This is a genomic window from Pseudomonas yangonensis (assembly GCF_009932725.1).
Classification (GTDB): Bacteria; Pseudomonadota; Gammaproteobacteria; order Pseudomonadales; family Pseudomonadaceae; genus Aquipseudomonas; species Aquipseudomonas yangonensis.
The window spans coordinates 18,728-45,022 of the sequence record NZ_BLJU01000020.1 but is presented as its reverse complement, the minus strand read 5'-3'; the positions used below and the strand labels follow the sequence as shown (position 1 = coordinate 45,022).

Here is a 26,295-nt window from a genome sequence, read left to right as displayed (position 1 = left end):
ACGCATGACCGTCGTACTAGATAACCCGCTCGTCGTCAGGCGAGCGGCCATGGATCTGCTGGCGCGACGTGAGCATGGGCGCGTCGAACTGACGCGCAAACTGCGCAAACGCGGCGCCCCGGAAGAGATGATCGAAGCTACTCTGCAGCGCTTGGCAGAAGAAGGCTTGTTGTCGGAGGCCCGCTACCTGGAGAGCTTTATCGCCTATCGGGCGCGTGCCGGCTATGGTCCGCAGCGCATCCGTGACGAGCTGGGGCAGCGTGGGTTGGCGCGCAGCGATATCGATCAGGCGCTACGCGAAAGTGGCATCGACTGGTTCGAGCAATTGCGTGAAACCTGGCAGCGCAAGTTTTCCGGTCGGCTTCCTGGTGATGCTCGCGAGCGTGCCCAGCAGGGCAGGTTTCTGGTTTACCGGGGGTATTCGATGGAGATGATCGGGCGTTTGTTGCGCGGTTGCGACGACTAGCTCGTCATTCGGCAACTTCCGGTTGCGCGGTCAGCTGGCGTAGATGCTCCGGCACATCGGGGGCGCCAGCCAGGCGCAAGCCTTCGCCCAATGCTGTGGCGTCCTGGTGCTCCTTGGGAAGCATGAGAAATTCCGGTGTGCCGGCTTTCTTCAGCAGTGACAGCCTCGCGTATGGAATCGCGTTGTCCAGCAGCAGTCCCATGAAGCTTGGGTCACTCCAGGCCGCTTCCGGCATGGCCAGCACATGATAGCGACTCTGCAGGTCATCCAGGCCTGCTTCGTTCAATCGATAGCGCACCAGATTGGCTGGCAGTTGCACGTCCAGTCCGCGTCTGCGGGCGTAGGCGATCGCGCCGGCGAAGGCTTCACCCTGCGTTTCTCCTGACCAGAAGGTGCGCGAGCCTCGCCAGCTGGCCTGGCGCAGTTCGACCGGTTCGCCTGTGAGAAAGCGCGGCAATGCCAGGCTGATGGTTTTGACGAAATCCTTGTAACTGATGATGCGAACCCGCTTGCAGTGCTCGCTTGCGGCATAGTCCTCGAAGCATGCGTAGCCTGGAGCAGGAGTAGAGCAGGCGAAACCATCGATCATGCGCAGGTCGAAGGCCGGCAGTTGCTGTGTTTGCGCTTCGACGACCTGCGTGAGGGCTGCATGGGCCTGGGCCTTGTCTTCCTGTACCGGGCCGGAGAGTGCGCCGCGCGGTAGGTTGACCAGCAGTTGCAGTTGCGGGCCGTCGTGCCAGCAGATGCTATCGACCGCAGCGGGTAGCGGCTTGAAGGGCAGGCGCAGGGCGCTCGCTCTGGCAAAAATCTGCCGTGAGCCACGGCCGAGCAGGCCCATGCGCTGAGCAAGAGCGGCCAGGCGGCTGCTAAGGGTTGAAGATTCGGACAGGCTCATGGCCGGCAGATCGCTCCTGAAGCGTCTACTGCAATGTGGCAGACGTGGACAACTGTTGCCCATAAAGCGTAGCGCGAAACATGAGCGCCAGCAGCTGTGCAGGTCTGTGGCAAAATAGCCGCATTCATTTGCGAGGGTGCCTCCATGCCCAGCTTGGTGCTGGATATTGCGTTATCGGCCGAACGATTGCAGGCCATCTACCGTGGCAATGCCAACCGGATTATGGCGCAAAGCCGTGACGGGCGCCGCGTCAGTTTGCCGGCTCACCATTTGCGGCCGTATCTGACTCACGCCGGCATCTATGGTTCCTTCGTCCTGGAGTTCAGCAACACCGGCGAGTTGCTGAGCTTACGCCCTTTGGACTGATCTGGCGCGCTTGCCTCGCGCCGATGATGCCTGCACGGCTATAATCAGCGGCTTGCCAACCCTTATCTGTCGAGCTGAGCCTGCCCATGTACTCCCTGGCCCGCGAGCTGCTGTTCAAACTGTCCCCGGAAACCTCTCATGAACTGTCCATCGATCTGATTGGTGCCGGTGGCCGGCTGGGTCTCAATGGCCTGCTGACCAAGGCGCCGACCAGCCTGCCGGTCAATGTGATGGGCTTGCAGTTCGCCAACCCGGTTGGTCTGGCGGCGGGGCTCGACAAGAATGGCGATGCCATCGATGGCTTCGCCCAGCTCGGCTTTGGCTTCGTCGAGATCGGTACCGTGACCCCGCGGCCGCAGCCGGGCAATCCCAAGCCACGCCTGTTCCGCCTGCCCGAGGCCGAGGCGGTGATCAATCGTATGGGGTTCAACAATCACGGTGTCGATCATCTGCTGGCGCGGGTCAGGGCCGCGAAGTTCAAGGGGGTGCTGGGCATCAATATCGGCAAGAATTTCGATACGCCGGTCGAACGTGCGGTGGATGATTACCTGACCTGTCTGGACAAGGTCTACGCCCATGCCAGCTACGTCACGGTCAACGTCAGTTCGCCCAACACGCCGGGGCTGCGCAGCCTGCAGTTCGGTGATTCGCTCAAGGAGCTGCTCGAGGCGTTGCGTCGCCGTCAGGAAGACCTGACCCAGGAACACGGCAGGCGCGTACCGCTGGCGATCAAGATCGCGCCGGACATGAGCGACGAAGAAACAGCGCTGGTCGCATCGGCCCTGCTGGGTGCCGATATGGACGCGGTGATCGCCACCAACACCACCCTCAGCCGCGCAGGCGTCGAGGGGCTGGCTCATGGCGACGAGGCCGGCGGGCTTTCGGGGGCGCCGGTGCGAGACAAGAGCACGCATATCGTCAAGGTACTGGCTGGCGAGTTGTCGGGCCGTCTGCCGATCATCGCAGTCGGTGGTATTACCGAGGGCAAGCACGCAGCGGAGAAAATCGCTGCAGGGGCGAGTCTGGTGCAGATCTATTCGGGGTTCATCTACAAGGGGCCGGCGCTGATTCGCGAGGCTGTGGATGCGATTGCTGCGTTGCGTAAATAAATAGGGCTCCCGAAGGAGCCCTTGGGCTTGCGCCCGCCGCCCGGAGGGGGTCGGCATGGTGAAGTCGGGTGTGATCCTGATCAGCCGACAGCGTGAAGTTCGTTGAGTCGATGAATACCGGCGGTGCCGGTCAGCCCATCCCAATTGTCGCCACGGCCCTCACGCCAGCCATTGAGCCAGGCCTGACGAACCGAAGGTAGGGTAAAGGGGCAGAGTTCGCGGGATTTACCATTGATGCCGTATTGATAGCCGCGCAAAAAAGCTCTTTCTAACGGATCACGCTTAAGTCTTCTCATAGGGTGTTGCCCTCACTGTTGACTGTTATGTCCCGTTGGCCTTGTAGCAAGGCCGGGCAGAAATCTTTCTGCCTACGAAAGTCCGCTGCCGGCGTGGCGAACCTTCTGTGCCTTCGCCGTTGCAGCGAAAGCCTTAGGTAGTGTTCTAACGAATGCACCGATGGCTGTGAATGATCGATTTGTCATAAGGGCGTAACCTAAATGCGGGTGTCGCCATAAGGAAGCTGGGCATATGTCCAGCCTCTTTCAGCCAAGCGCCGCCACAGCTGGCTATGCGCATCGATGCTTAATTTTGCGAGTGCAAATGAGAGCTCTTACTTATTCCGACGAAGGGTCGCACTGTGACCTTTTGTCACTTATTTTGAGTCGAGGTGCGCCTGCGCACCCCCTGACGCCATAGGCAGTTGAATATCCATGTCTGATCGTTACGAAATCGTGCTGACCTGTCCCAAAGGGCTAGAAGGCCTGTTGCTGGAAGAAGCGAAGGCGCTGGGCCTGGAGGAGGCGCGCGAGCAGACCGCCGCCGTCCGTGGGCATGCCGAGATCGAGGTGGCCTACCGGCTGTGCCTGTGGTCGCGGCTGGCCAACCGCGTGCTGCTGGTGCTGTCGCGCTTTTCCATGAACAACGCCGATGAGCTGTACGAAGGCGTCAAGGCGGTGGATTGGCGTGATCACCTGGAGCCGGCTGGCAGCCTGGCAGTAGAGTTCAGCGGCAATGGCTCGGGCATCGATAACACCCACTTCGGCGCGCTCAAGGTCAAGGATGCGATCGTCGACCGGCTGCGCACCGCCGGCGGCGAGCGTCCCAGCATCGACAAGCTCAACCCCGATTTGCGCGTGCATCTGCGCCTGGATCGAGGTGAGGCGGTGCTCTCTCTGGACCTTTCAGGGCACAGCCTGCACCAGCGCGGCTACCGTCTGCAGCAGGGCGCCGCGCCGCTGAAGGAAAACCTGGCTGCCGCGGTGCTGATTCGCGCCGGCTGGCCGCGTATCGCGGCCGAGGGCGGCGCGCTGGCCGACCCCATGTGCGGTGTCGGCACCTTCCTGATCGAGGCTGCGCTGATGGCCGCCGACATCGCGCCCAACCTCAAGCGCGAACGCTGGGGCTTCTCCAACTGGCTCGGCCATGTGCCGGCCATCTGGAAGAAGCTGCATGCCGAGGCCGAACAACGGGCCGCAGCCGGCCTGGCCAAGCCGCCACTGTGGATTCGCGGTTATGAAGCCGACCCGCGCCTGATCCAGCCTGGGCGTAACAACGTAGAGCGTGCCGGTCTCTCCGACTGGGTGAAGATCTATCAGGGGGAACTGGGCAGTTTCGAGCCGCGGCCGGACCAGAATCAGAAGGGCCTGGTGATCAGCAACCCGCCCTATGGCGAGCGCCTGGGCGACGAAGCCAGCCTGCTGTACCTCTATCAGAACCTCGGCGAGCGTCTGCGTCAGGCCTGCCTGGGCTGGGAAGCGGCGGTGTTCACCGGGGCGCCGGAGCTGGGCAAGCGCATGGGCTTGCGCAGCCACAAGCAGTATTCGTTCTGGAACGGTGCGCTGGCGTGCAAGCTGCTGCTGATCAAGGTACAGACCGAGCAGTTCGTCACCGGCGGGCGGCGTGCGCGCGAGGACGATCAACAACCGGTGAGCGAAGCACCACAGCAGGCGCGTTTGTCCGAAGGCGGCCAGATGTTCGCCAACCGGCTGCAGAAGAATCTCAAGCAACTGGGCAAGTGGGCGCGCCGCGAAGGTGTCGAGTGCTACCGGCTGTACGATGCCGACATGCCGGAATACGCCCTGGCGGTCGATCTGTATCGTGACTGGGTGCACGTGCAGGAATATGCCGCGCCGCGTTCGATCGACCCGGACAAGGCGCAGGCGCGTCTGCTCGATGCCCTGGCCGCGATCCCGCAGGCGCTGGGTGTGGCGCAGAGCCGGGTGGCGATCAAACGCCGCGAGCGCCAGACCGGCACCAAGCAGTACCAGCGTCAGGCTGCCCAGGGCCAGTTCATGGAGGTGAGCGAAGGCGGCGTCAAACTGCTGGTCAATCTCACCGACTACCTGGATACCGGCCTGTTCCTCGATCACCGTCCGCTGCGCCTGCGCATCCAGCGTGAGGCGGCCGGCAAGCGTTTCCTCAACCTGTTCTGCTACACCGCCACGGCCACCGTGCATGCGGCCAAGGGTGGGGCGCGCAGCACCACCAGCGTCGATCTGTCGAAAACCTACCTGGACTGGGCGCGGCGCAATCTCTCGCTCAACGGTTTTTCCGACAAGCAACGCCTGGAGCAGGGCGATGTGATGGCCTGGCTGGGTGAGGATCGCGGCGAGTACGAGCTGATCTTCATCGACCCGCCGACCTTCTCCAACTCCAAGCGTATGGAAGGTGTGTTCGATGTGCAGCGCGACCACGTCGAGCTGCTCGACCTGGCCATGGCGCGCTTGGCCCGCGGCGGGGTGCTGTACTTCTCCAACAACTTCCGCAAGTTCCAGCTCGACGAGACTCTGGTAGCGCGTTATCAGGTCGAGGAGATCAGCGCGCAGACCCTGGATCCGGACTTCGCGCGCAATCCGAAGATCCACCGCGCCTGGCGTTTCACTGCGCGCTGATTGCTTAGCCCGGGTGCAATCCGGGGGCTCTGCGAACCTGGCCCCGGATTGCATCCGGGCTACAGAAATCGTCAGCGCTTGGGCTGGTTATAGGTGTACAGCAGCACCTGATCGAGAATCGAGGTGGCTCCCCAGGGTTTGGGGTCGTTGAGGATGGCCACCACCGCCCAGTCCTGGCCATTGCTGTCGCGGCTGTAGCCGGCGATGGCGCGTACGTTGTTCAGCGTGCCGGTCTTGATGTGCGCCTCGCCCACCAGCGGTGTGCGCTGCAGACGTCGACGCATGGTGCCGTCCATCGCCACCAGCGGCATCGAGCTGCGGAATTCGGCGGCATACGGGCTGCGCCAGGCAGCCTGGAGAATCAGCGCCATCTCCCGCGCGCTGATGCGTTCGGCGCGCGACAGCCCTGAGCCATTCTCCATTACCAGCTGCGGCGCGGTGATACCCTTGCGTGCCAGCCAGCTGCGGATCACCCGCTGTGCGGCCATGGCGTCGTCCTGATCGGCTTCGGTGCGGAACTGCGCACCGATGCTGAGGAACAACTGCCGGGCCATGGTGTTGTTGCTGTACTTGTTGATGTCGCGGACGATCTCCACCACGTCGGGCGAGAAGGCGCGTACCAGCATGCGGGCTTTTTCCGGAACGCTGCCCTGGCGGTCCTTGCCGAGAATCTTGCCACCGAGCTCCTGCCAGATGCCGCGTACCGCGCCCGCTGCGTAGCTGGGGTGGTCCAGCAGCGACAGGTAGGTTTGCGCGCTACAGCCTTCGGCGAGCTGGCCGCTGACGATCAGGGTGGTGCCGTCGAACTCTTCCACTGCGTTGTAACGAATGTCCGGCCAGGATGGGCACTTGGCGGCCTTGAGCAGGCGTACCTGATTGTCGATACGCACCGAGGCGATGGGAGGGTCCATGGCGATGCTGACCTTGCCGTCTTCGGCACGGGTGATGAACCGTTGCGCCTTGAGGTTGACCAGCAGCGAGTCGGGCTTGACCAGGAAGGGCTTGTTGGCGTCGCCACCGTCGTCGTTGAAAGCCGGCAATTGCGGGGCGACGAAGAAACTGCGATCCAGCACCAGGTCGCCCTGGACCTGGCGTACGCCATTGATGCGCAGGTCGCGCAGCAGCAGCCAGAGTTTTTCCATGTTGAGTTTCGGGTCGCCACCACCCTTGAGGTAGAGGTTGCCGTGCAGCACACCGTCCTTCAGAGGGCCGTCAGCATAGAACTCGGTCTTCCACTGATGGTTCGGGCCCAGCAGTTCGAGTGCCGCGTAGGTGGTCACCAGCTTCATGGTCGAGGCCGGGTTGACCGAGACATCGGCGTTGAACTGCAGGCCGCCGGTCTGCCCGCCTAGCGGTACGGTCATCACGGACAGCGAGCTGTTGGCGATCTTGTTGGCCTTCAGCGCCTGCTCCACCTTGGCAGGTAGTGCGGCGCTGGCCGCATGACAGGAGAGGGCGAGGGGGAAAAGCACGGCGCTCAGCGCCAGTTGGCGAAACCGTTGAATCATCGACAGAAACCTTCCGCAATCGGGCGGGAGTAACGAGATAGACAAACGACCGTCTGACTCGGGAAAAAGTTGCCCGCATTATGCCGCAAGAGCCCATCATCAGTCGGCCCCGCCCGCCTAAAAACAGGGGGCACAAACAGCTGGCGTTCAACATCCGCGAGGGCTGGCCAGGACACAAAACGGGCGTTCGGCCGGCGAAACTGCTAGAGTGCCGCGCGTTATCACCTTTGAGGATTGTTTCATGGCGACCAACCGTTCCCGCCGTCTGCGCAAGAAGCTCTGTGTCGATGAATTCCAGGTTTTGCTAATTAGCAAAAAATAATCAGAATCTTGTCAAAAACGCTCTGCCCTTCCCGCATTGCCCCCCTCGCTTTACCTGCAAGCATACAGCCGCTTTCTGCCGACATGCCTCCGGGGTGTGCCACGGTATTCCAGCCAGCAATGCTCCACTCGTTAAACCCAGAACTTCGCTTCATCCAATTGACCTCAGTTGGCCCTACAGCTTGCTCCAATCGTCTTGCTTGTCACATTGATGAGAAGATTGGCAAAGTGTGAGGTGCCAGCGGTGAGGGTGCTAAACGATTCGGCTCAAGAGGCTAGTGAAAAGGCCAAGCAATGAGTTTCGGCGCGCCTCTGATGCTGTTCTGCGACAGCCTGGGTAATCCATGTCATTGCTGGAGCCGGTCGGAGGCGGCGGGTGAGGGTGATGCTATATAGCGATGCTTCTGGCGAAGCTTTAAAGACGGTGAACGAGAAAAGGTTCACAAAGGGATGTGAGATGCGTTCGCTTCAGAAAGCTTGGCTCGATTGAGCTACTTAACCGCCTCTGGATTCAGTTCTTCCATGATGAAATGACACAAAAAAACCATCCAGGAGGATGGTCTTTTTAATTCAGAAACCTGGTGCGCAGCGACGTCGGTTCAGCGCGATCACTTTGCAACGTTGATCGGTTTCTCTGGGTACCAGGCGTCCTGCAAGGGGCTGACCTCGATCTTGGTCAGTTCGCTACGGTTTTTCAGCCAGGCCTCAACGGTTGCGCGTTGCTCCTCACTTACCGAGCCACGCTTCGCCAGGCAGACCAAGCCGAATTCTTCGCCGCCAACATAGTCCAGGCCGTTCGCGTCCATGGCCTCTGCAAAGAACGCAACCAGGAAGTCATCGACAGCTTTTTCCGAAAGGCCTTCCTTGAATTCCAGATTGAGCTCAAACCCCAATTCCTGAAACTCGTCAACACACAGCTTCTTACGCAGACGACGGGAGCGGTTGGTAGCCATGGAAAATCCTCAAAAGTAAATGCGGTGCGCATTCTACCAGCTAATGAGTGGCACTGCTTGTTCGCGCTATGGCCGTCCGGGCGCTGGTAGCTGCCAAAGCACGCCCACTGAGCCACTGTTTACAGTGCCACTTCGGCGGGCGACGGCGAGCCGACAGCCAGAGCACGGCTCGCTTTGTCGTGGTCACCGCATAAACTTGCCGCTCCAAGCCGAGTGTTTTCAGCAGCCTGAAGACGGGGGCAGGCCACCACACCGCAACAGCTCCGGGGTGAACTGGCTAACGCTGCTTCGATAGGAGACCTGTCAAAGCTAGGCCTAGCAGCAATCGCATCTGTGCTAACAAGAAAATCAACCAAACGTCAGCTCAAGTGATAGAGTCTGGCCAACCCGATAGGCAACAGATAGATCGCTTTAAACTCAAGGGAGCTCCGAAATGGATTTTATTACCTCCGCAATAATTGCAAACTCTGCCTATGACATCTTCAAGTGCGGCCTGAAGCTGAGTGCTGCAAAGCTCAAGGAGCGTTTGGGTCAATGGATAAAGGAGGATGTCGTAGCAGAAGCAGTAGCTACAGAGCTAAGCAAGTTAGGAATCAATGATGAGATGAGTGAACTTGCGATTGCTCGACGTATTGAGCAATCGCCAGAGATGGCTCAATTAATTCGAGAAATCAATGTGGCAGCAGAAATTTCTGCACCGTCGATGATCACCAAAGTTACACAGCACCACACTGGTAGCGGGGACAATGTTGCTGGGAATAAGATTATTCGGTGATTGAGTCTAAGGGAACTCGCTTGAAAATTATTGAGCAGCATCACAGTGGTAGTGGAGACAACGTCCAGAACAAAATTCTGAACGTAATTAAGTCACTTGCCCCAGATGATCTCCGAGCCCCAATGGAGAAGGTCTTTGAGAGTCTTCGCAAGAAGGATCTTACCACCGCCAAAATCCAATTGGATATGCTGAAGGCAACGACTAAGAGCGATCCTGAATCCTCCGCTCTAGTGGATGTCATATCTATATACGGCGGGCTAGTCGACGCGAATGATCATGACACAGCTTGGGGAACAGTATCGAATATCGCGGCGACCACCCAAATTCCAATGGTCAAAGATGTCTGTTTAGCTGCTCTCTTGCGCCTATCTCATAAAACTGATCAGGAAGAGCCCGCTAAACAACACTATCTCTCAGAACCCGCCCCTGGGCAATACGCAACTGAGGTCTACCTCAGCCAATATGCCGACGAAGCATGCCTTGAAGATGCTGCGAGCATGTTCTTGATTCCTGAACCAGTGCTCACAGGTGTTGTGGTAGGGAGTCTTCGTTTGGAGCTCACTGCCTTAGCCACTAGCATGGCCAAGCGCTTGAGTAAAACTTACCCTTCCTACAATGCCGAGGTTCTAGAAGTCTTGGCGAGCGCATACGAACTTAATCCTCGTATATCCCAGAAACATCTATGGCTTTGCCCTCCTGAAGTGAAACAGGAGGTAGACAGCCTTACCGAAAAAGTTGTCGAACTAATAGGTGTCTCGGATGGGGTCGATACGCGCCTCTACAATATGGCCTGCCCTATATTTGAAACGTATAGAGGTATTGCTCCGTTAGCATTATTCAACACGCTAAAAAAGAACTTGCCTCATTGGGAGTCAGCCCATACCGCGACAGCCACCACCATTAAGGCCATTGCAGGGGATGACGAAGGAATTTCTCAGCGGCAGCGCGATATCCTTGCAGCTAAAGATGACCTCCAGATCAGAGCCACTTGGTGCCGTAATTTTCTATCGGCCAGTAGTTGCAAGCTGGAGGATGTAATCCCGTTCTTCCGTCTGGCAAATACGGCTGAGGTTAATGAGTGGTTATCTAAGGACTCCCCGCTGGATGATGCAACTGAAATGGAGAGGTCTTTTGTCAACCTGCTCGGCTGTTCGTTCCGCGAGCTGGATAACGACAGTGATCTTCACCAAAAATACCAGCTATCTCAACTTGTCGATGATTTTTGGGGTTCATGGGAAGGAGAGTTGTCGAACATTGCTCCAGAGCGAGTTTTCGACTTGGCTGAGAATCTAGTCAATTCAGATCTGGCTCATAAAGCTTTGCGTTTCACCTCGCGCCTAATTCCAGATCACAAATTATGGCCATCTCCGTTTGTTCTGACACATCTGAAGTGCCTACTAGAAGCACAGCAGTACAAGACTTTTGACGATGTTATTGCTAGGGTGGCAGGGGCAGAATACTCCTTAACAATCTTAAGTTACCAATCATTGCGGGCGGAGAAGCTTGGGGACGTTGAGGCAGCTATCAGGATAAGTGATCAGATCGTTGCACAGTCACCAGAAATACCATATAGCTGGCTCAGAGGCTGCCAGCTACGTGCTCGGTATAAAACTGAAGATCAGCAGTTAGAGTTTCATGGCCAAGTGCCAGATGGTTTACTAAAAAAGCACTCGCATGAAGCAGTATCAATTCTTTATTTTTTTGCCATGGCAGGCAACTTCAAGCGTGTAGAACCCCGATGGGTTGAGTGGTTTATAGAGGATCCACGCTCTCGGGCGGTGGAGATGGTTAATTTTTACTTCGGGCTGACTGCCAGCCGCAATAAGAAATGCGAGCTCGAAATTTCGACGACACTAGAACAGTGTGGCGCTGCCGTCCAATTTGAGCAGGATGGTGTCACTATGATCAAGCTAATTGTTGATGGTCATCAAGTTTTCAATGAGTACACACTAAAATCATCTAGCCAGCTAGCGGAATTACTAAAGAACTTATCTGTGGGTGAGACCGGCTCGCTGGGAATGGTCAATTACAAGCTCGTAGAGCGCCTTCCGCCCTACGTTGCTTGCTTGAGAATTGCTCTACGACTCCGGCATATCCATAACGACGGAAGTGATTGCTTTGCAATGTTATCAATGCCTTCGGACAGTGAGCAGATCATACCGTTCTTGGAAGAGAAGCTGGGTCAAAGCCAAGGTACAGGAAAGCGGAAGCAGCTTAATAAAGCAGATAACATTCCACTGTATATTCGCGGACATTTTTTGTACCCGGACAATGCTTTCAAGGGGGCGCTTAATTGCTGGACTGATGCCGGCGTACCTAAAACAACACTTTTTAATCAGGGAAATGAGTTTCCGGATGCCGTCGTGCTTGATGCATATGGCATCGGCTATCTGGCTGTGACAGATCTTGCGCAGAGCATGCTGGATATTGGTATTAAGCTTATATTGCCAGCAGGAACTAAGGACGCACTCAGCCGTTGGGTTGAAGAAATTTCTGACCAAAACTTCATGCTGATGGGGGTCACCGAAGAAGGGAAGTTGTACCGCACGACTGCCAAGGATATCCAAGCACGTGATGGACACTCATTGAGGGCGCTGCAATTGATTCTGGATAATGCGTCAATTGCTCATCCAGTCCTGCATGACGCGGTGCTTGAGGTTTACTCGATCAAGGATGGCATAGACTCCACTGTATACGATGCAATGCAATTATCTATTGCAAACGGTATTGCATGGCTATGCATGGACGGTGCATTCGCCGCGCTCCACAAGTCCAATAATTATGAAATAGCAAATTCTCAGGCAATTATTGCGCGTGCAATGGCGGCGAGTAATCAGTTTGATTTTGAGCGCAAGCGTCATGGACTTTTGCTGTACTCGCTAGGGGCCCTGCCATTGCCACTGACCTACGCGGAAATACATCATTTGGCTGCCCACCCTAATGCCTTGGCTGGGTTTATCCTATTCAAGATAATCCAGAACCATGGAAATCAGATTTTCGTAGGTGAGGAAAAGCCATTATTTATTCTCGACATGATCCAGTTGCACCTTAGTAGCAGGTATCACTCAGGAAAAAGCCAGGCAGCTACGCGGCCAGCCTATACGCCTTGGATTGACTACACGGAACATGTCTTCAACCATGGAATAAGGCTCTTTCTCGGATCCTATGGTGACGGTAGCATCGAACGTCGGTTGGCCATGGCGTTAAACCACATGGGGGCGTCTTGTGGAATTTATCACCGATTCCTTGAGTTCGTTGTCAGCTACTTCCTCAATTTTGCTCAGGGCCATTTCATGGACGTCAGCGCTCTCCAGGTAAACCTCCAGTCGCTGGTGAACCATCAAAGAAATTAATCATAAAACCTATGAGCAGTATCCCAAATCAGTGCCGGCGCGCCATTTGGCCATCGCAGCAAGGCTCTTGAGGGCTATCGATGTAGCTAGTGTGGAGAGTAGACAGCCAGGCCAACTCGACAGGAACACGACAGTGAACTGATAAAGGGGGCGCCCCAACTCTCATTGCTGAAACCATACCTTTGCATGTTTGGCTGGCAACAAAGTACGTCGGGGGCAGTTGAGCGAGATCATTCGGTTGTCCTGGCTTGGGTAGGCTCGGCGCCTGACCACTCTTGCCCGATGACTCCAGACGATGGACTAGCGGGACGGGATGACTTGACCCGTGGCGTCCGGCTGACAGTAATTGCCCCATGGGACTCCGCCGAATAGGTCAGGTTGTAGATTCCGCTCTTCAGACCAAAATGCGGATGCTTGCCTTGCTCAATGTCGAGCCAGAGTGAAGCCGTGCGCTTATGGCCTGGGAACGCGTGAGAGAAGAAGAAAATCCAGCCGTTGTCCGACCGCTTGGGATGCTTCAGTCGGTAGTCCTCGAACTGGTATCGCTCGAAGGCTTTGGCGTTGAAAATGACCACTGGTTTGAGATCGCACTGGACAGATGCGTCGATGAACGCCTTGAGCGCCGTCATATCCAGTTTGTGAGCAAGCAGCAGGGAGAGGCGCTTCTCCGGATGGACTCCATCGAATTCCACTCCGCCCATGCTGGTCTCCATCTCCCACTCACCCGAAGCATGGTAGTGACGTATCCAACTGTACTGCCATAAGGTCGATGTCTTTCGATAGCTACAAGCTTGGCCAGGCCTATGGCTCCAATGCCACTCGTAGATATCGCCCAGCTTGGCAGTCAACTGCTCGTTGCAACTCGGGCAATACCCGCTCTCATCTCGGGTTGCTGGAATGCGTCTGCCGTCCGTTGTGCGTGCTAGGTACATAGGGGCAATTCATCCTTGATCTATCTTACGGATTCAATCTATTACCTATTGCGGGCCAGCAGCAGACTAGGAGGGAAGAGCCGCCTAGCATCCGATGCTATGGGTCAGCGCACGGGCATTGGCCGCTGTCTTCGAGCAGGAGAAGCTCAGGCGGGTTCAGGGGCTGATGATGGCGTTTGCTTGCGAACGGTACGAACCACCATAGCAGTACCGCGCATCTCCACGTCGAACAGCTCCGAGGTGCGAATCAGATCTCCCAGCTTCTGGTAGCCATAGTTCACGACCGAGAAAGAACTGTTGTTGTGGATGTAGTCAGACACCCTGCTCAGCAACGACCAGCCGTCATCGCCAGCTGTCTGATCAGCAGCGTTGCGGAGCAAGCGAACCAGTGAGGTATCGCAGCGCAGTTCGTTACGTGTTTTCTTCTTCGGCTGCTCATCAGCGGAGGCTTTATCGTCATCGGGGTTACGAGCCAGATTCTCCACGTAGATGAACGAAGTGCATGCATGTACGAAAGCCGAAGGGGTCTTTTTCTCGCCAAAGCCATACACCGGAAAGCCACTTTCTTGCAGGCGTAGAGCCAGTGGAGTGAAGTCGCTGTCGCTGGTCATCAGGGCAAAAGCGTCGATGTTCTTGCTGTACAGCAGATCCATCGCATCGATGATCATGGCTGCGTCAGTTGCGTTCTTGCCCTTGGTGTAGGCGAACTGCTGCATCGGGCGGATAGCGAATGGATGCAGCCGCTCAACCCAGCCAGAGAGACCGTCGCTCTTCCAGTCGCCATGAGCATGTCGTACGTTGACCATGCCGTATTTGGCGAGCTCTTCCAGCACGCCTTCAATGGCACTGTGACTGACGTTGTCGCAATCGATCAACAAAGCAATTCGTTTCTGGTGCATCAGGTGTCGTCCTTGTAAGACTGCGTTTGCTTGAACGTTGCCACCATGCGCAGGGGCTATGCAAGCGCTGTAATTATATTGGTGATTCTGAGAGGTGCTTGCCCCAGAGCGACTCTCCAGCCTGTTATTATGTGCATGTTCAACTTGAGCGGTTAACATAATTTCATTACCACCATCTATCCCTTAACGTAAACGCTATAGTTTCTTGCCATTAAGCAACCACCTAGTCAATATGTCGATTTCCTGAATGATCAGACGATTCTTTCCAGGGAGATTGAACTTAGGCAAAAGCGTTTCGGGATCACGGGTGGAGCCAGGAGTGTACCCTAGTAGACCAGCATATTTTGCGGCTTCGCCTCCCAATGAATCATAAAACCGGTCAAATACCTCTTCTTCACCATTGCGAGATAGCACTTTAAACTGCGATTTGCAGAATGCGCATACTTGCACATAAAAAGGAATGAACAGAGGGCCTGCGGAATACTTAGCCTTTTCAAGTGCCTGCTTGAAATGTTTTAGTGCGCTTTCACTGGCGCCGGTTAGCATGAATCTACTAGCCAATGACCAGTCTTCAATCCACGCTGGACTGTTTGTTAAGTTTGATAGCCATTCTTTTTCAAAAAACTTCAGATAATCCTTTTTGTATAGAGCTGCAAGCCCGTCAGGTATGGCGGTGTCGCAGGACAAAAATGCCCCTGTTGATCTAAGGTTTGTCAAGAATTCATGGTACGCTCCAAACGCATCATCCAATAATTTCTCATCGACTACGTCGTCATGCAGTATCTGATCAATGCAGTCGCTGATTGGAGTGGCGCTGTCTAGGGTTTTAATCTTTGGGTATTGGGGTTGAGTGCTGGGGTCAAAATCGCCTATCTCGGTGGCATGCATATACAGGTTGTGGGACACAAAGGCGCAAAAAGCTTTGTTGGCAAACCCATGCCCCTCAGCCTCCGCAGGCAAAAGACACGCAAGCGGCTTGATAAATGGATAAATAACTTCCCATTTTATTTTGCCTTCCTTGCTCATTCGCTCAAATACCTGCTTTGACTGCGTACTGACCGGCTTTGACGAGAAATCTAATCCCCATAGCTCGCTGTCAGTCAGGTTGCAGTTAACGGATTGCTTACGAAGAGCGTGAAACTGGTGAAGTTTGTACGGTGTCACCCCGGTTTCCTTACAGAATTTCTCGACAAACTCACGCAGAGGCCATCTGCTTGTTTCTGTACTCTTACCGAGGACTCCCCTTGGCTCTACATCGGAGATAGCTCTGACCAAGTCGATCATTGTGCCTGCAAGAAAAGCTTGGTAGGCATCAATGCAGTCTTCAGATGTTGCCGAGTACTCCCTTATGAACTCTCTGTAGTGTAGCAACGCTGAAGTGTAGAGTTTCGCTGCAAGATCGGAAACTTTCGAGGCTCCGTATTTCTCATGGACGAGAATCTCGATATAGCCTGTTAACTCCCTGAGTTCTTCGTATGAGGAGTAATCCTCTTTGGCCAGATAGGACACATAGGACTGAATGGTCTTGCTCTTTTTTACTTCCTGCTTTGATTCTGGTGCGATCTGAGTCGTGACGGACACAAGCTCGTCGAGAGACCCATAAGTGCCGTTCTCTCTCTTAATTGCCTCGAAAGCAGATCTCAATGCTTCCCGCCTGGCCTTTTCACTGGCAGGTACATGAAACTCGACACTCTTCCCGTCGCTGCTCCAAAGGCCTAGGCAGTCACATAGCACCTTGTTGAAATGACCGAGTGTTGGGAACTGAAAAGCTGTAGATAACATTATGGCTCTCGCTGTTTCGACTTTTCGCCACTTTAAAGTGAGGCCAGCAGTTTTCTAGGTATCAAAGTGTCGATGGCACTGTCGTGTGGTTCAGAGTGCCAAAATGTGGCTTCAGTGCTTTGCAGTTGGTAACTGTATGGCAACGTTGCCCCCTCCCTATGAAACCGTCCTGCCCAAGGCGATACTGGGCCATACTGAGTTCTTTAACCGTGAGATCAAAGCCATGGCTACATCAGAGAGCTGGCGAGTTGTCTGCCAAGACCCAGGAGATGGTAGCGGAGACGTCATCGTTGAGCTTCCTCCGGCGCTACTGGAGAAGCTTGGCTGGGCTGTGGGAGATGATCTGGTCATTGAGGGCGACAAGGAAGGAATCTCTTTAAAACTCAAGCCTCGATCCGCCGATGCCGCATCCTAGAGGCTGATGTGGCGTTGGCGCCTGTCTTTCAGAAATTCAGCATCTCGAAGGCTATTCTGTTGCCGGCCAAGGATGAGGCCTGCTCCGCATTTCTGGTACTCTCGGCCCATCCTTTCGGCAGGGACGCGTACGGGGCTTTGACCCGCTGCTACCTGCTATCCCGCATTGCAAGGTAGTACGCCCGATGGCCATCAAGAAATCCGAACTCTATTCCTCCCTGTGGAAATCCTGCGACGAGCTGCGTGGCGGGATGGATGCCTCGCAGTACAAGGACTACGTCCTGGTGCTGTTGTTCGTGAAATACGTGTCGGACAAGTACGCCGGCGACCCCAATTCGCTGATCGAAGTGCCGGAAGGCGGCAGCTTCGCCGACATGGTGGCGCTCAAGGGCGACAAGGAGATCGGCGACAAGATCAATCAGATCATCGCCCGCCTGGCCGAGGCCAATAACCTCACCGGCGTCATCGACGTGGCCGACTTCAACGACCAGGAGAAGCTCGGCAAGGGCAAGGAGATGGTCGACCGTCTGTCCAACCTGGTCAGCATCTTCAACTCGCCGGGGCTGGATTTCCGCAGCAACCGCGCTCAGGGTGATGACATCCTCGGTGATGCCTACGAATATCTGATGCGCCACTTCGCCACCGAGTCCGGCAAGAGCAAGGGGCAGTTCTACACCCCCGCAGAAGTGTCGCGGATCATGGCTCAGGTCATCGGCCTGGCCGGTGCTACCGACAGCAAGCAGAGCATCTATGACCCGACCTGCGGCTCGGGTTCGCTGCTATTGAAAGCGCACGACGAAGCCAAAAGCGTCACCGGTCTGGATCTGGCCATCTACGGTCAGGAAATGGACAACGCCACCAGCGCCTTGGCCAAGATGAACATGATCCTGCACGACTGCCCCACGGCGGAAATCTGGAAGGACAACACCCTGTCCGCGCCGCATTTCAAAGACCCGATGGGTAACCTCAAGCTGTTCGACTTCATCGTCGCCAACCCGCCGTTCTCTACCAAGGCCTGGAGCAATGGCTTCAACCCGGCTGAGGATGAGTACAACCGTTTCAGCTATGGCATTCCGCCAGACAAGAACGGCGACTACGCCTTCCTCCTGCACATGCTCACCTCGCTGAAGAGCACCGGCAAGGCTGCGGTGATTCTGCCCCACGGCGTGCTATTCCGGGGCGGTGCCGAGGCCGCCATCCGCAAGCGCATCCTCCAGCAGGGTTACATCAAGGGCATCATCGGCCTACCGGCGAACCTGTTCTACGGCACCGGCATTCCTGCCTGCATCATCGTGTTGGACAAAGAGGGCAGCGCTGGGCGCAAAGGCTTGTTCCTGATCGACGCCAGCAAGGGCTTTATCAAAGACGGCAACAAGAACCGCCTGCGTGAGCAGGACATCCACAAGATCGTCGATACCTTCACCCAGCAGATCGAGGTGGAGAAATTCGCTCGACTGGTGCCAATGGCCGAGATCGAAGCCAACGACTTCAACCTGAATATCCCGCGCTATATCGACACCAGCGAAGAAGAGGATCTTCAGGACATCGAGGCCCACCTGCATGGCGGCATTCCCGAGCGGGATATCGACGCCCTGCATGCCTACTGGCAGGTAATGCCTAACCTGCGCGGCGCGCTGTTCGAGCCCCTACGCCCCGGCTATCTCAGCCTCAAGGTTGCCATCAGCGAGATCAAGCCAACCATCTTCGGCCACCCTGAGTTTGACACCTTCCGTCAGACGGTGGCGGGCCTGTTCGAGGCCTGGCGTGCCGAACACCGCCCGAACCTCTCCGGCATCTCCATTGGCGATCAGCCCAAGGCGCTAATCAAAGAGCTGGCCGAAGATCTGCTGCATCGCTTCGAGGCCGCGCCGCTGCTGGATGCCTACGACGTCTACCAGCACATCCAGGACTATTGGTACGCCACCATGCAGGATGACGTATACCAACTGGTGATCGATGGCTGGCAGCCACTTATTGCCAGTGGCTCAAGCAAGGGCGAACCCAATACCGACCTGCTGCCCCCCGAGCTGATTGTGCGCCGCTACTACTCCAGCGAAGCCGCTGCCATTACCGAGCTGGAAGCCAAACGCGATGCCATCAGCCGTGAGCTGGAAGAGTTGGACGAAGAGCAGGGCGGCGAAGACGGCCCATTGGCCGAAGGCAAAACCGACAAGGGCAAGCTTACTGCCGCCAGCGTCAAGGCACGCCTGAAAGCCATCAAGCACGACCTCGACGCCGACGAGGAGCGCCAAGCGCTGGAGCAATGCCTGGCGCTGATCGAGCGCGAAGCTGAGGCCAGTAAGAAGGTCAAAGCCGCGCAGAGGGTGCTGGATGCAAAGGTGCAGGCCCACTACGCCCAGCTAAGCGAAGCAGAGCTGAAAACCCTGGTGATTGAAGATAAATGGCTGGCCACCCTGCAAACCGATGTACACACCGAACTTGATCGGGTCTCCCAAGCCCTCACTGGCCGTATCCGTCAACTAGCTGAGCGCTATGCCACACCGCTGCCGGCGCTGAATGCCGAGGTGGATGCGCTGGCGGCCAAGGTTAATGCGCATCTGGAAAAGATGGGGTTTTCGGTATGAGTACAGAGGTAATGTCAGGGTACAAGCTGACTGAAGTTGGATTAATTCCGGAAGAATGGGAAGTCAAACGTCTGGGAGAATGCTTAGCTAGCACTCCCCGCTACGGTATAAATGCAGCGGCAGTCCCATACTCAGATCGTCTCCCAGTCTACATTCGAATTACAGACATAAGTACAGACGGGCGCTTTTCTCCTGAAAAACTGGTATCTGTTGATAATACACAAGCATCCAATTACTACCTATTGGATGGCGATATTGTTTTAGCACGCACAGGCGCCAGTGTTGGCAAGTCATATAAATATGACACTAGTGACGGCCCATTGGTTTTCGCTGGATTTTTAATTTTAATTCGACCAAACCCTACAAAGCTTGTATCAGGCTATATTTCTTCATATTTATCCACAAAAAAATACTGGGACTGGGTAGGTTTAATGTCCATGCGCAGTGGGCAGCCAGGAATAAATGGAAAAGAATACTCCCAATTACCTTTACCAATCCCCTCTATAAGTGAGCAGCGTGAAATATCTATCACGCTATTCGATATCGACTATCTCATCAAAAACCTGGATAAAATAATCGCCAAAAAGCGCGATATCCAGCAAGCCGTCATGCAACAACTCCTAACCGGCCAACGCCGCCTGCCGGGTTTTAGTGGGGAGTGGGAAATGAAGCGCCTGGGTGACGTCGGCGAGTTAATCAGCGGGGGGACGCCAAAAACCTCGAACCCTGAATACTGGGGTGGACATATTAAGTGGTGTACTCCCACAGACATAACTCGGTCGAAAGGGAAGTATTTATCAGAAACTGAGCGCAACATTTCTGAGGCCGGCTTAGCTGACAGTGGAGCAAGACTACTGCCTGCTGGATCATTGCTCATCTGTACACGTGCAACAATCGGTGAGCTAAAAATAGCCAGAACCCCCTTGTGTACCAACCAAGGTTTTAAATCATTAATTTGTCATGACGATATAAGTCAAGAATTCATGTACTACAAGCTTCTAACAATGAAGAAAGACATGATTGAGCGCGCATTTGGCTCGACATTTCTTGAGATTTCGAAGGCGAATATCTCAGCAATCACGTTTTCTGTTCCTCCCCAGGCAGAGCAGAAAGCTATCGCCACTATCCTCTCTGATATGGACACCGAACTAGCCGCTCTCGAAGCCCGCCGCGACAAAGCCCGTCACATTAAGCAGGGTGTGATGCAGGAGCTGTTAACAGGTCGAACTCGCCTGATCTAATGTCGAGTCATTAAGCACGAATACAGGGATGAACATGCACAAGATCGGATTTATAAACATCAAGAATTACCGACTTTGCCGTAAGGTCTCACTACCACTGGAGGGGTTTACTCCTCTGGTAGGGCAGAACAACACTGGCAAGTCCTCCATATTGGCAGCCCTGGCATGGGTGCTGAAACCTTATGCCCTGCAAGTATCAGACTTTGCCGAGGCGGGCCGTCCCATTGAGGTATCCGCACGCATCGACGGAATCACTGCCGAAGTCCTTGATCAAATTCCTGATGGGCGTCACCGCGCAGCGATTGAGCCATTCTGCCGCAATGGATCTATTTGGATACGTGCACATACAACTGGCACAACTGCGCGTGCTATCACGCAGGAGATCTACGATCACGAGCAATACACTGGCGAAGGTATTCCGGAGTCTTGGAGGGCATTTCCCACAGGGCTACCACAAGCTGTTGGTGCATTGCTTCCAGACCCCCTCCAGATCAACGCCATGGATGACATTGGTGAAGATCTAGGTAAGGCTAAAGCAGGCAGCACCATCAAGGCCCTGCTGGACGAAATCATGGAGCCTATCCTTCAGGCCCATGTGGAGCTGACAGAGGCACTCACCGCCATTCGAAGGGTGCTGACGACCGGAGGAGAAGCGCGCTCCCAACACCTAAGCGATTTTGATCGCGCCGCGTCAAATGCGTTGGCCCATTTCTTTCCTGGCCTTAACTTGGAACTCGATCTTCAGGTCATTGAAGCAAAAGAGTTCTTCAAGGCTGGAGACCTCATCGTTACTGACTCATCAACGGGCGATAGAAGGCGATTTGATCAGCTGGGTACGGGAGCGCAGCGAGCCATTCAAATGGCACTCATCCGCCACTTGGCAGATCTCCGCACCAACGCTCAAGCTGGTGTAGCACGACGTCTGTTGTTGATAGATGAACCCGAACTTTATCTCCACCCACAAGCCGTACGGCGTCTTAGGCAAGCCTTGGAAACCCTATCCAAGACTGGCTTTCAGGTTGTGTACTCAACCCACTCGCCATTGATGCTCAGTCGCGAAAATGCTGCTGATACCATCATCGTGGGTAAGCAGAGGGAAGTCGGTACGTTCACTCGCTTGCCTCTGCGCCAAGCCGTTCCTTCTGCTTTGCAAGAAGCCGAGGCTCAGTCCCGCACTCTCTTTGAGCTTGGCAACCTATCTGAGATCTATTTTTCAGAGCGTGTAGTGTTGTGCGAAGGTAAAACCGACCGTCGGCTGCTGCCACTCGCATACGAAGCACTGTATGGGCGGCATCCCGAGCTAGATCAGATCACTTTTGTATCTGTCGGCTCATGCTCAGATATCCCAAAGGCATTGCCTGTACTCGCCGCGATGGGCATCAATGCCTGTGCTGTTGCCGATTTGGATTTTGCCTTTACAGACGCTCGCAAAGGCCAGAGATCCTTACTCCCCAAGGAGGACGAACAACTCAATACCGCCAAATCCATCTTGCAGCGACTGCAAGCAGAGCATGGCTTCCCTCTTGGTGGAAATGGCTTGCCGACAAAAGACAAGAACACAGGTTGGCAGGCGGCTGATACTTGGGCTTGCTTTGCCAAAGATGCAGAGGGGGCTGAGGTAGTTCGTTTGATACAGCAGGCCCTCAAAGAGCAGGGTATTTGGGTATGGGCGGCAGGGTGCATTGAGCATGTAACTGGGCATCTCGACAAAGGAGAGGACGCCATTCAGATGCAAGAGCTTGCGATTGGACAGCTAACAACCGGCCAAGTCGATGAACAAATGCCCGCGTTTAGGGAATGTTTTGAGTGGATGCAAGCCAGATGAGTGTCGGTCAGATCGAAAAAAAGACCCAGCAACGCGTGGTCGAACTGTTCAAGCAGGCACTGGGCTACGTGTATCTAGGCGACTGGGCCGAGCGCCCGAACAACGCCAATATCGAAGCAGAGTTGCTGCGCAGTTGGCTGGCAGAGCAGGGCGTCGAGGCTAACCTTACCAGCCGCGCCATCTTCGAGCTGAACAGAGCTGCCAATGACGCCAGCAAGGGCCTGTATGACCGCAACAAGGCGGTGTACGAGCTGCTGCGCTATGGGGTCAAGATCAAGCCTGAGGTGGGTGAAAACACCCAGACCGTCTGGCTGATCGACTGGAAGCATCCTGAGCGCAATCACTTCGCGATTGCCGAGGAAGTCACCGTCAAGGGCGCTGATGCCAAGGCCCATACCAAGCGCCCGGATATTGTGCTCTATGTGAATGGTATCGCGCTGGGCGTGCTGGAGCTCAAGCGCTCCAAGGTGGCAGTGAACGAAGGTATCCGGCAGAACCTGGATAACCAGAAAACCGAGTTTATCCAGCCGTTCTTCTCCACCATGCAGTACGTGATGGCTGGTAACGATAGCCAGGGCCTGCGCTACGGCACCATCCAGACCGGTGAGAAGTACTACCTCACCTGGAAAGAGGAAAACGCTGACAGCGCCGCTGCCGACAACCTGCTGGATCGGCATCTACTTCAGCTGTGCAACAAGACGCGCTTTCTGGAGCTGATCCACGATTACATCGTGTTCGACAGCGGGGTGAAGAAGCTCTGTCGGCACAACCAGTACTTCGGCATCCGCGAAGCGCAGCGCTACCTGCGTCGACGTGAGGGCGGGATCATCTGGCACACCCAGGGCTCGGGTAAGTCCCTGACCATGGTCTGGCTGACCAAGTGGATTCGGGAAAACATCCGGGACTCGCGGGTGCTGATCATCACCGACCGCACTGAGCTGGATGAGCAGATCGAGAAGGTGTTTACCGGCGTCAATGAACAGATCGTGCGCACCACCAGCGGTGCCGACCTGATCGACAAGCTCAACCAGCCATCGCCCTGGTTGCTGTGCTCGCTGATCCACAAGTTCGGCACCCGCGAGGATGCCGATGTAGAAGACTTTGTGGAGGAGCTTCGCAAGAGCCTGCCGCCAGACTTCCGCGCTAAGGGCGACCTCTATGTGTTCGTCGACGAGTGCCACCGCACACAGTCCGGCGAACTGCATAAGGCGATGAAGGCCATCCTGCCCAATGCTGTATTTATCGGTTTCACCGGCACGCCGCTGCTGAAGGCAGACAAGCAGAAGAGCATCGAGGTGTTTGGCCGCTATATCCACACCTACAAATTCAATGAAGCCGTGGCAGATGGCGTGGTACTCGACCTGCGCTATGAAGCCCGCGACATCGACCAGAACGTCACGTCGCAGCAGAAGATCGATCAGTGGTTTGAGGCCAAGACCAAGGGGTTGAACGACCTGGCCAAGGCCCAGCTCAAACAGCGCTGGGGCACCATGCAGAAGGTGCTGTCGAGCCAGTCGCGGCTGGAGAAGATCGTTGCCGACATCCTTCTCGACATGGCCACCAAGCACCGCCTGGCCGATGGCCGGGGCAATGCGATGCTGGTCACCAGCAGCATCTTCGAAGCCTGCAAGTGCTATGAGCTGTTCTGCAAGGCCGGCATGGGCGACAAGTGCGCCATCGTCACCAGCTACAAGCCTTCGCCAGCGGATATCAAGGGCGAAGCCACCGGAGAGGGGCTGACCGAAAAGCTGCGTCAGTACGCCATCTACAACCAGATGCTGGGCGACAAAGACCCAGAGACTTTCGAGAAAGAGGTCAAGCAGACCTTCATCAAAGAGCCGGGGCAGATGCGCCTGCTCATCGTGGTGGACAAACTGCTAACCGGTTTCGACGCGCCTTCAGCGACCTACCTGTATATCGATAAGCAGATGCGCGACCACGGCCTGTTCCAGGCCATCTGCCGGGTCAACCGCCTCGATGGTGAAGACAAGCAGTACGGCTACATCATCGACTACAAGGACTTGTTCAAGCAGCTGGAAGGCGCCATCGGCGACTACACCAGCGGTGCACTGGACGGTTACGACAAGGCCGATGTTGCAGGCCTGCTGGAAGACCGGCTGAACAAGGCCCAGGAAGACCTAGAGGAAGCCCGCGAGGCGATCAAGGCCCTGTGCGAGCCGGTGGAGAAACCCAAGGACACGCCTGCCTATCTCCGCTTCTTCTGCGGCACCGACTCAGGTAACGCCGAGGTGCTTAAAGCCAATGAGCCTAAGCGGCTGAACCTGTACAAGATGACCTCAGCGCTGATTCGCTGCTTCGGCAATTTGGCCAACGAGCTGGAAGAAGCCGGCTATAGCGCCAGAGAAATCAGCGAGATCAAGGATGAGGTTGATCACTTCACCAAGGTGCGCGACGAGGTGAAACTGGCCAGCGGTGACTTCATCGACCTGAAGGCTTACGAGCCGGACATGCGCTTTTTGATCGACACCTACATCCGGGCCGAGGACAGCGAGAAGATCTCAGCCTTCGATGATATGTCGCTGATCCAGCTGATCGTGGAACGTGGTGTCGATGCGGTGGACGCTCTGCCCAATGGCATCCGCGAAAGCCAGGAAGCCGTCGCCGAGACCATCGAGAACAACGTGCGCAAGCTGATCATCGATGAGTCGCCGATCAACCCGAAGTACTACGAGACCATGTCTTCGCTTCTCGATGCGCTGATCGCTAAGCGCAAGGAAGACGCCATCAGCTATCAGGAGTATCTGGATGAGGTGGTGAAGCTGGCTCAGCAGGCCAAGAACCCAACCAGCTCGACCAACTATCCCGGCTCGATCAATAGCGCTGCTCGCAAAGCGCTGTATGACAACCTGGGGCACAATGCAGGCCTGGCATTGGCTGTGGATGCCGCTGTACTAGATAGCCGGCAGGACGACTGGCGCGGCAATGCCATGAAGATCAAACGCGTACGCCTGGCGATCAAGCATGTGCTGGATCAGTGGGGTAAAGACGCCGCTGAAGCCTTGGGTGACTATTCGGCAGGGCAGGACAACGAACGGCTGGATGTCTTGCTGGAACTGGTCAAGCATCAGCATGAGTATTGAGTCCCGCAACATCACGGTCAGCGGTTTGACCGTGGAGGTCGTGCGCAAGCCGATCAAGAACCTGCATCTGGGCGTTTATCCGCCGCAAGGACGTGTGCGTGTGGCCGCGCCGTTGGCGGTAGATGACGAAGCCGTGCGCCTGGCAGTCGTAGGTAAGCTCGGCTGGATCAAACGCCAGAGGGCCAAATTTCAGGCCCAGCCCCGGCAATCCGCTCGACGCATGGTCAGCGGCGAAAGCCATTACTTTCTGGGGCAGCGGTATCGGCTACGCGTGCACGAGAGCAGTGGTACAGCACTGCATATAGCGCTGCGCGGGAAGGCCTGCATGGATCTTTTCGTGCGACCGGAGACAACCGTCGAGCGACGCGAGCAGGTGCTTCAGGACTTTTATCGTGCAGAGTTGAAGCGCCTGGTGCCAGAGCTGCTGGAAAAGTGGCAACCGAAGCTAGGCGTTGAAGTAAGGGCCTGGGGCATCAAACGGATGAAGACCAAGTGGGGCACCTGCAACATCGAAGCCCGACGCATTTGGCTCAACCTGGAGCTGGCCAAGAAGCCCGTGCAATGCCTGGAGTACATCCTGGTGCATGAGCTGGCCCACCTGCATGAGCGGCATCACAACGAACGTTTCACCTCTCTCCTCGACCTCCATTTGCCGCAATGGCGAACGCTGCGCGAGGAACTGAATAGTTCAGTGCTGACAGAGTTTTAAGGGCTGACACATCAACCCAGTGTGGTGAGTGGACGCCAGATCTTTTAGCGCCCAAACCAAGGTCTGGCGCTGAGCGGTTGATGGCAGTTGTTGACCAGATTAATTAGCGAGAAGAACGTAGCCAGCTGCGTATTATCCAAGTTCCAGAAAATAGCAAGCGGGAAGAATGC

19 protein-coding genes and 2 pseudogenes are annotated in these 26,295 nt (G+C 55.8%); 13 read left to right on the top strand and 8 right to left on the bottom strand.

Features of this window, described 5'->3' with window-relative positions; all coding sequences use genetic code 11:
• Positions 1 to 4: 4 nt before the first annotated feature.
• Positions 5 to 466: a recombination regulator RecX gene (gene recX / locus GYB81_RS18920; protein ID WP_161867655.1), complete on the top strand. Its 462-nt coding sequence runs from the start codon at positions 5 to 7 to the stop codon at positions 464 to 466.
• A gap of 4 nt (positions 467 to 470) precedes the next feature.
• Here the strand turns inward: recX and GYB81_RS18915 are convergent, their stop codons facing one another.
• Complete coding sequence (locus GYB81_RS18915; protein ID WP_161867656.1) at positions 471 to 1,361, bottom strand: DUF6685 family protein; 891 nt, start codon at positions 1,359 to 1,361, stop codon at positions 471 to 473.
• A 144-nt stretch (positions 1,362 to 1,505) separates the two neighbouring features.
• Here GYB81_RS18915 and GYB81_RS18910 point away from each other — a divergent pair, with 144 nt between their 5' ends.
• On the top strand, positions 1,506 to 1,727 hold the full coding sequence (locus GYB81_RS18910; protein WP_161867657.1) for a DUF2835 domain-containing protein: 222 nt from the start codon (positions 1,506 to 1,508) through the stop codon (positions 1,725 to 1,727).
• A gap of 86 nt (positions 1,728 to 1,813) precedes the next feature.
• A complete protein-coding gene (locus GYB81_RS18905; RefSeq protein WP_161867658.1) occupies positions 1,814 to 2,836 on the top strand; it encodes a quinone-dependent dihydroorotate dehydrogenase in 1,023 nt (340 codons plus the stop codon).
• A gap of 80 nt (positions 2,837 to 2,916) precedes the next feature.
• Here GYB81_RS18905 and rmf read toward each other — a convergent pair whose 3' ends face one another.
• Complete coding sequence (gene rmf / locus GYB81_RS18900; protein ID WP_003244273.1) at positions 2,917 to 3,132, bottom strand: ribosome modulation factor; 216 nt, start codon at positions 3,130 to 3,132, stop codon at positions 2,917 to 2,919.
• A 414-nt stretch (positions 3,133 to 3,546) separates the two neighbouring features.
• On the opposite strand from rmf, the gene rlmKL reads away from it, so the two are divergent.
• On the top strand, positions 3,547 to 5,727 hold the full coding sequence (gene rlmKL, locus GYB81_RS18895; protein WP_161867659.1) for a bifunctional 23S rRNA (guanine(2069)-N(7))-methyltransferase RlmK/23S rRNA (guanine(2445)-N(2))-methyltransferase RlmL: 2,181 nt from the start codon (positions 3,547 to 3,549) through the stop codon (positions 5,725 to 5,727).
• Positions 5,728 to 5,798: 71 nt separating this feature from the next.
• On the opposite strand, the gene dacB is transcribed toward rlmKL, so the two are convergent.
• A complete protein-coding gene (gene dacB / locus GYB81_RS18890) occupies positions 5,799 to 7,235 on the bottom strand; it encodes a D-alanyl-D-alanine carboxypeptidase/D-alanyl-D-alanine endopeptidase (protein ID WP_161867660.1) in 1,437 nt (478 codons plus the stop codon).
• Between the two features lie 241 nt (positions 7,236 to 7,476).
• Here dacB and GYB81_RS18885 point away from each other — a divergent pair.
• Positions 7,477 to 7,539 (top strand): annotated as a pseudogene (locus GYB81_RS18885) (hypothetical protein); the annotation flags it as partial.
• Positions 7,540 to 8,164: 625 nt separating this feature from the next.
• On the opposite strand, the gene GYB81_RS18880 reads toward GYB81_RS18885, so the two are convergent.
• On the bottom strand, positions 8,165 to 8,509 hold the full coding sequence (locus GYB81_RS18880) for a YggL family protein (protein WP_161897932.1): 345 nt from the start codon (positions 8,507 to 8,509) through the stop codon (positions 8,165 to 8,167).
• A 433-nt stretch (positions 8,510 to 8,942) separates the two neighbouring features.
• Here GYB81_RS18880 and gapS6a point away from each other — a divergent pair, with 433 nt between their 5' ends.
• Positions 8,943 to 9,284, top strand: a complete 342-nt coding sequence (gene gapS6a / locus GYB81_RS18875) for a GapS6a family protein (protein WP_161897931.1) — start codon at positions 8,943 to 8,945, stop codon at positions 9,282 to 9,284.
• Between the two features lie 20 nt (positions 9,285 to 9,304).
• Positions 9,305 to 12,637, top strand: coding sequence for a GapS6b family protein (gene gapS6b / locus GYB81_RS18870; RefSeq protein ID WP_161897930.1), 3,333 nt, complete (start codon positions 9,305 to 9,307; stop codon positions 12,635 to 12,637).
• 230 nt (positions 12,638 to 12,867) lie between these two features.
• Here the strand turns inward: gapS6b and GYB81_RS18865 are convergent, their stop codons facing one another.
• The 4 genes and pseudogenes from GYB81_RS18865 to GYB81_RS18855 all read right to left on the bottom strand — a co-directional run bounded on the left by GYB81_RS18865 (position 12,868) and on the right by GYB81_RS18855 (position 16,250).
• Complete coding sequence (locus tag GYB81_RS18865; RefSeq protein ID WP_233787633.1) at positions 12,868 to 13,338, bottom strand: hypothetical protein; 471 nt, start codon at positions 13,336 to 13,338, stop codon at positions 12,868 to 12,870.
• 90 nt (positions 13,339 to 13,428) lie between these two features.
• Positions 13,429 to 13,569 (bottom strand): annotated as a pseudogene (locus GYB81_RS25085) (competence protein CoiA family protein); the annotation flags it as partial.
• Positions 13,570 to 13,715: 146 nt separating this feature from the next.
• The gene (locus GYB81_RS18860; RefSeq protein ID WP_161897928.1) at positions 13,716 to 14,468 is read right to left on the bottom strand and encodes an NYN domain-containing protein; all 753 of its coding nucleotides are present in this window, start codon (positions 14,466 to 14,468) and stop codon (positions 13,716 to 13,718) included.
• Between the two features lie 195 nt (positions 14,469 to 14,663).
• Positions 14,664 to 16,250: a hypothetical protein gene (locus GYB81_RS18855; RefSeq protein WP_161897927.1), complete on the bottom strand. Its 1,587-nt coding sequence runs from the start codon at positions 16,248 to 16,250 to the stop codon at positions 14,664 to 14,666.
• 136 nt (positions 16,251 to 16,386) lie between these two features.
• Here GYB81_RS18855 and GYB81_RS18850 point away from each other — a divergent pair, with 136 nt between their 5' ends.
• The 6 genes from GYB81_RS18850 to GYB81_RS18825 all read left to right on the top strand — a co-directional run bounded on the left by GYB81_RS18850 (position 16,387) and on the right by GYB81_RS18825 (position 26,125).
• Positions 16,387 to 16,665, top strand: a complete 279-nt coding sequence (locus GYB81_RS18850; protein WP_438810722.1) for an AbrB/MazE/SpoVT family DNA-binding domain-containing protein — start codon at positions 16,387 to 16,389, stop codon at positions 16,663 to 16,665.
• Positions 16,666 to 16,849: 184 nt separating this feature from the next.
• Complete coding sequence (locus GYB81_RS18845; RefSeq protein WP_161897926.1) at positions 16,850 to 19,249, top strand: type I restriction-modification system subunit M; 2,400 nt, start codon at positions 16,850 to 16,852, stop codon at positions 19,247 to 19,249.
• Entirely contained in the window at positions 19,246 to 20,490 is a 1,245-nt protein-coding gene (locus tag GYB81_RS18840; RefSeq protein WP_161897925.1) for a restriction endonuclease subunit S, read from the top strand. Before GYB81_RS18845 ends, GYB81_RS18840 begins: the two co-directional genes overlap by 4 nt.
• 28 nt (positions 20,491 to 20,518) lie before the next feature.
• On the top strand, positions 20,519 to 22,315 hold the full coding sequence (locus GYB81_RS18835; RefSeq protein WP_233787631.1) for an ATP-dependent nuclease: 1,797 nt from the start codon (positions 20,519 to 20,521) through the stop codon (positions 22,313 to 22,315).
• Positions 22,312 to 25,416 carry a type I restriction endonuclease subunit R gene (locus GYB81_RS18830; protein ID WP_161897924.1) on the top strand — a complete coding sequence of 1,035 codons (3,105 nt, stop codon included), beginning with the start codon at positions 22,312 to 22,314 and terminating at the stop codon, positions 25,414 to 25,416. The genes GYB81_RS18835 and GYB81_RS18830 overlap by 4 nt, the downstream gene beginning before the upstream one ends.
• Complete coding sequence (locus GYB81_RS18825; protein ID WP_233787629.1) at positions 25,376 to 26,125, top strand: M48 family metallopeptidase; 750 nt, start codon at positions 25,376 to 25,378, stop codon at positions 26,123 to 26,125. Before GYB81_RS18830 ends, GYB81_RS18825 begins: the two co-directional genes overlap by 41 nt.
• The last annotated feature ends 170 nt before the right edge of the window (positions 26,126 to 26,295 follow it).

Coding starts and splice junctions, on each gene's coding strand:
- recX (WP_161867655.1), top strand. CDS start 5: ATGACCGTCGTACTAGATAACCCGCTCGTCGTCAGGCGAGCGGCCATG.
- GYB81_RS18915 (WP_161867656.1), bottom strand. CDS start 1,361: ATGAGCCTGTCCGAATCTTCAACCCTTAGCAGCCGCCTGGCCGCTCTT.
- GYB81_RS18910 (WP_161867657.1), top strand. CDS start 1,506: ATGCCCAGCTTGGTGCTGGATATTGCGTTATCGGCCGAACGATTGCAG.
- GYB81_RS18905 (WP_161867658.1), top strand. CDS start 1,814: ATGTACTCCCTGGCCCGCGAGCTGCTGTTCAAACTGTCCCCGGAAACC.
- rmf (WP_003244273.1), bottom strand. CDS start 3,132: ATGAGAAGACTTAAGCGTGATCCGTTAGAAAGAGCTTTTTTGCGCGGC.
- rlmKL (WP_161867659.1), top strand. CDS start 3,547: ATGTCTGATCGTTACGAAATCGTGCTGACCTGTCCCAAAGGGCTAGAA.
- dacB (WP_161867660.1), bottom strand. CDS start 7,235: ATGATTCAACGGTTTCGCCAACTGGCGCTGAGCGCCGTGCTTTTCCCC.
- GYB81_RS18880 (WP_161897932.1), bottom strand. CDS start 8,509: ATGGCTACCAACCGCTCCCGTCGTCTGCGTAAGAAGCTGTGTGTTGAC.
- gapS6a (WP_161897931.1), top strand. CDS start 8,943: ATGGATTTTATTACCTCCGCAATAATTGCAAACTCTGCCTATGACATC.
- GYB81_RS18865 (WP_233787633.1), bottom strand. CDS start 13,338: ATGGGCGGAGTGGAATTCGATGGAGTCCATCCGGAGAAGCGCCTCTCC.
- GYB81_RS18860 (WP_161897928.1), bottom strand. CDS start 14,468: ATGCACCAGAAACGAATTGCTTTGTTGATCGATTGCGACAACGTCAGT.
- GYB81_RS18855 (WP_161897927.1), bottom strand. CDS start 16,250: ATGTTATCTACAGCTTTTCAGTTCCCAACACTCGGTCATTTCAACAAG.
- GYB81_RS18850 (WP_438810722.1), top strand. CDS start 16,387: ATGGCAACGTTGCCCCCTCCCTATGAAACCGTCCTGCCCAAGGCGATA.
- GYB81_RS18845 (WP_161897926.1), top strand. CDS start 16,850: ATGGCCATCAAGAAATCCGAACTCTATTCCTCCCTGTGGAAATCCTGC.
- GYB81_RS18840 (WP_161897925.1), top strand. CDS start 19,246: ATGAGTACAGAGGTAATGTCAGGGTACAAGCTGACTGAAGTTGGATTA.
- GYB81_RS18835 (WP_233787631.1), top strand. CDS start 20,519: ATGAACATGCACAAGATCGGATTTATAAACATCAAGAATTACCGACTT.
- GYB81_RS18830 (WP_161897924.1), top strand. CDS start 22,312: ATGAGTGTCGGTCAGATCGAAAAAAAGACCCAGCAACGCGTGGTCGAA.
- GYB81_RS18825 (WP_233787629.1), top strand. CDS start 25,376: ATGTCTTGCTGGAACTGGTCAAGCATCAGCATGAGTATTGAGTCCCGC.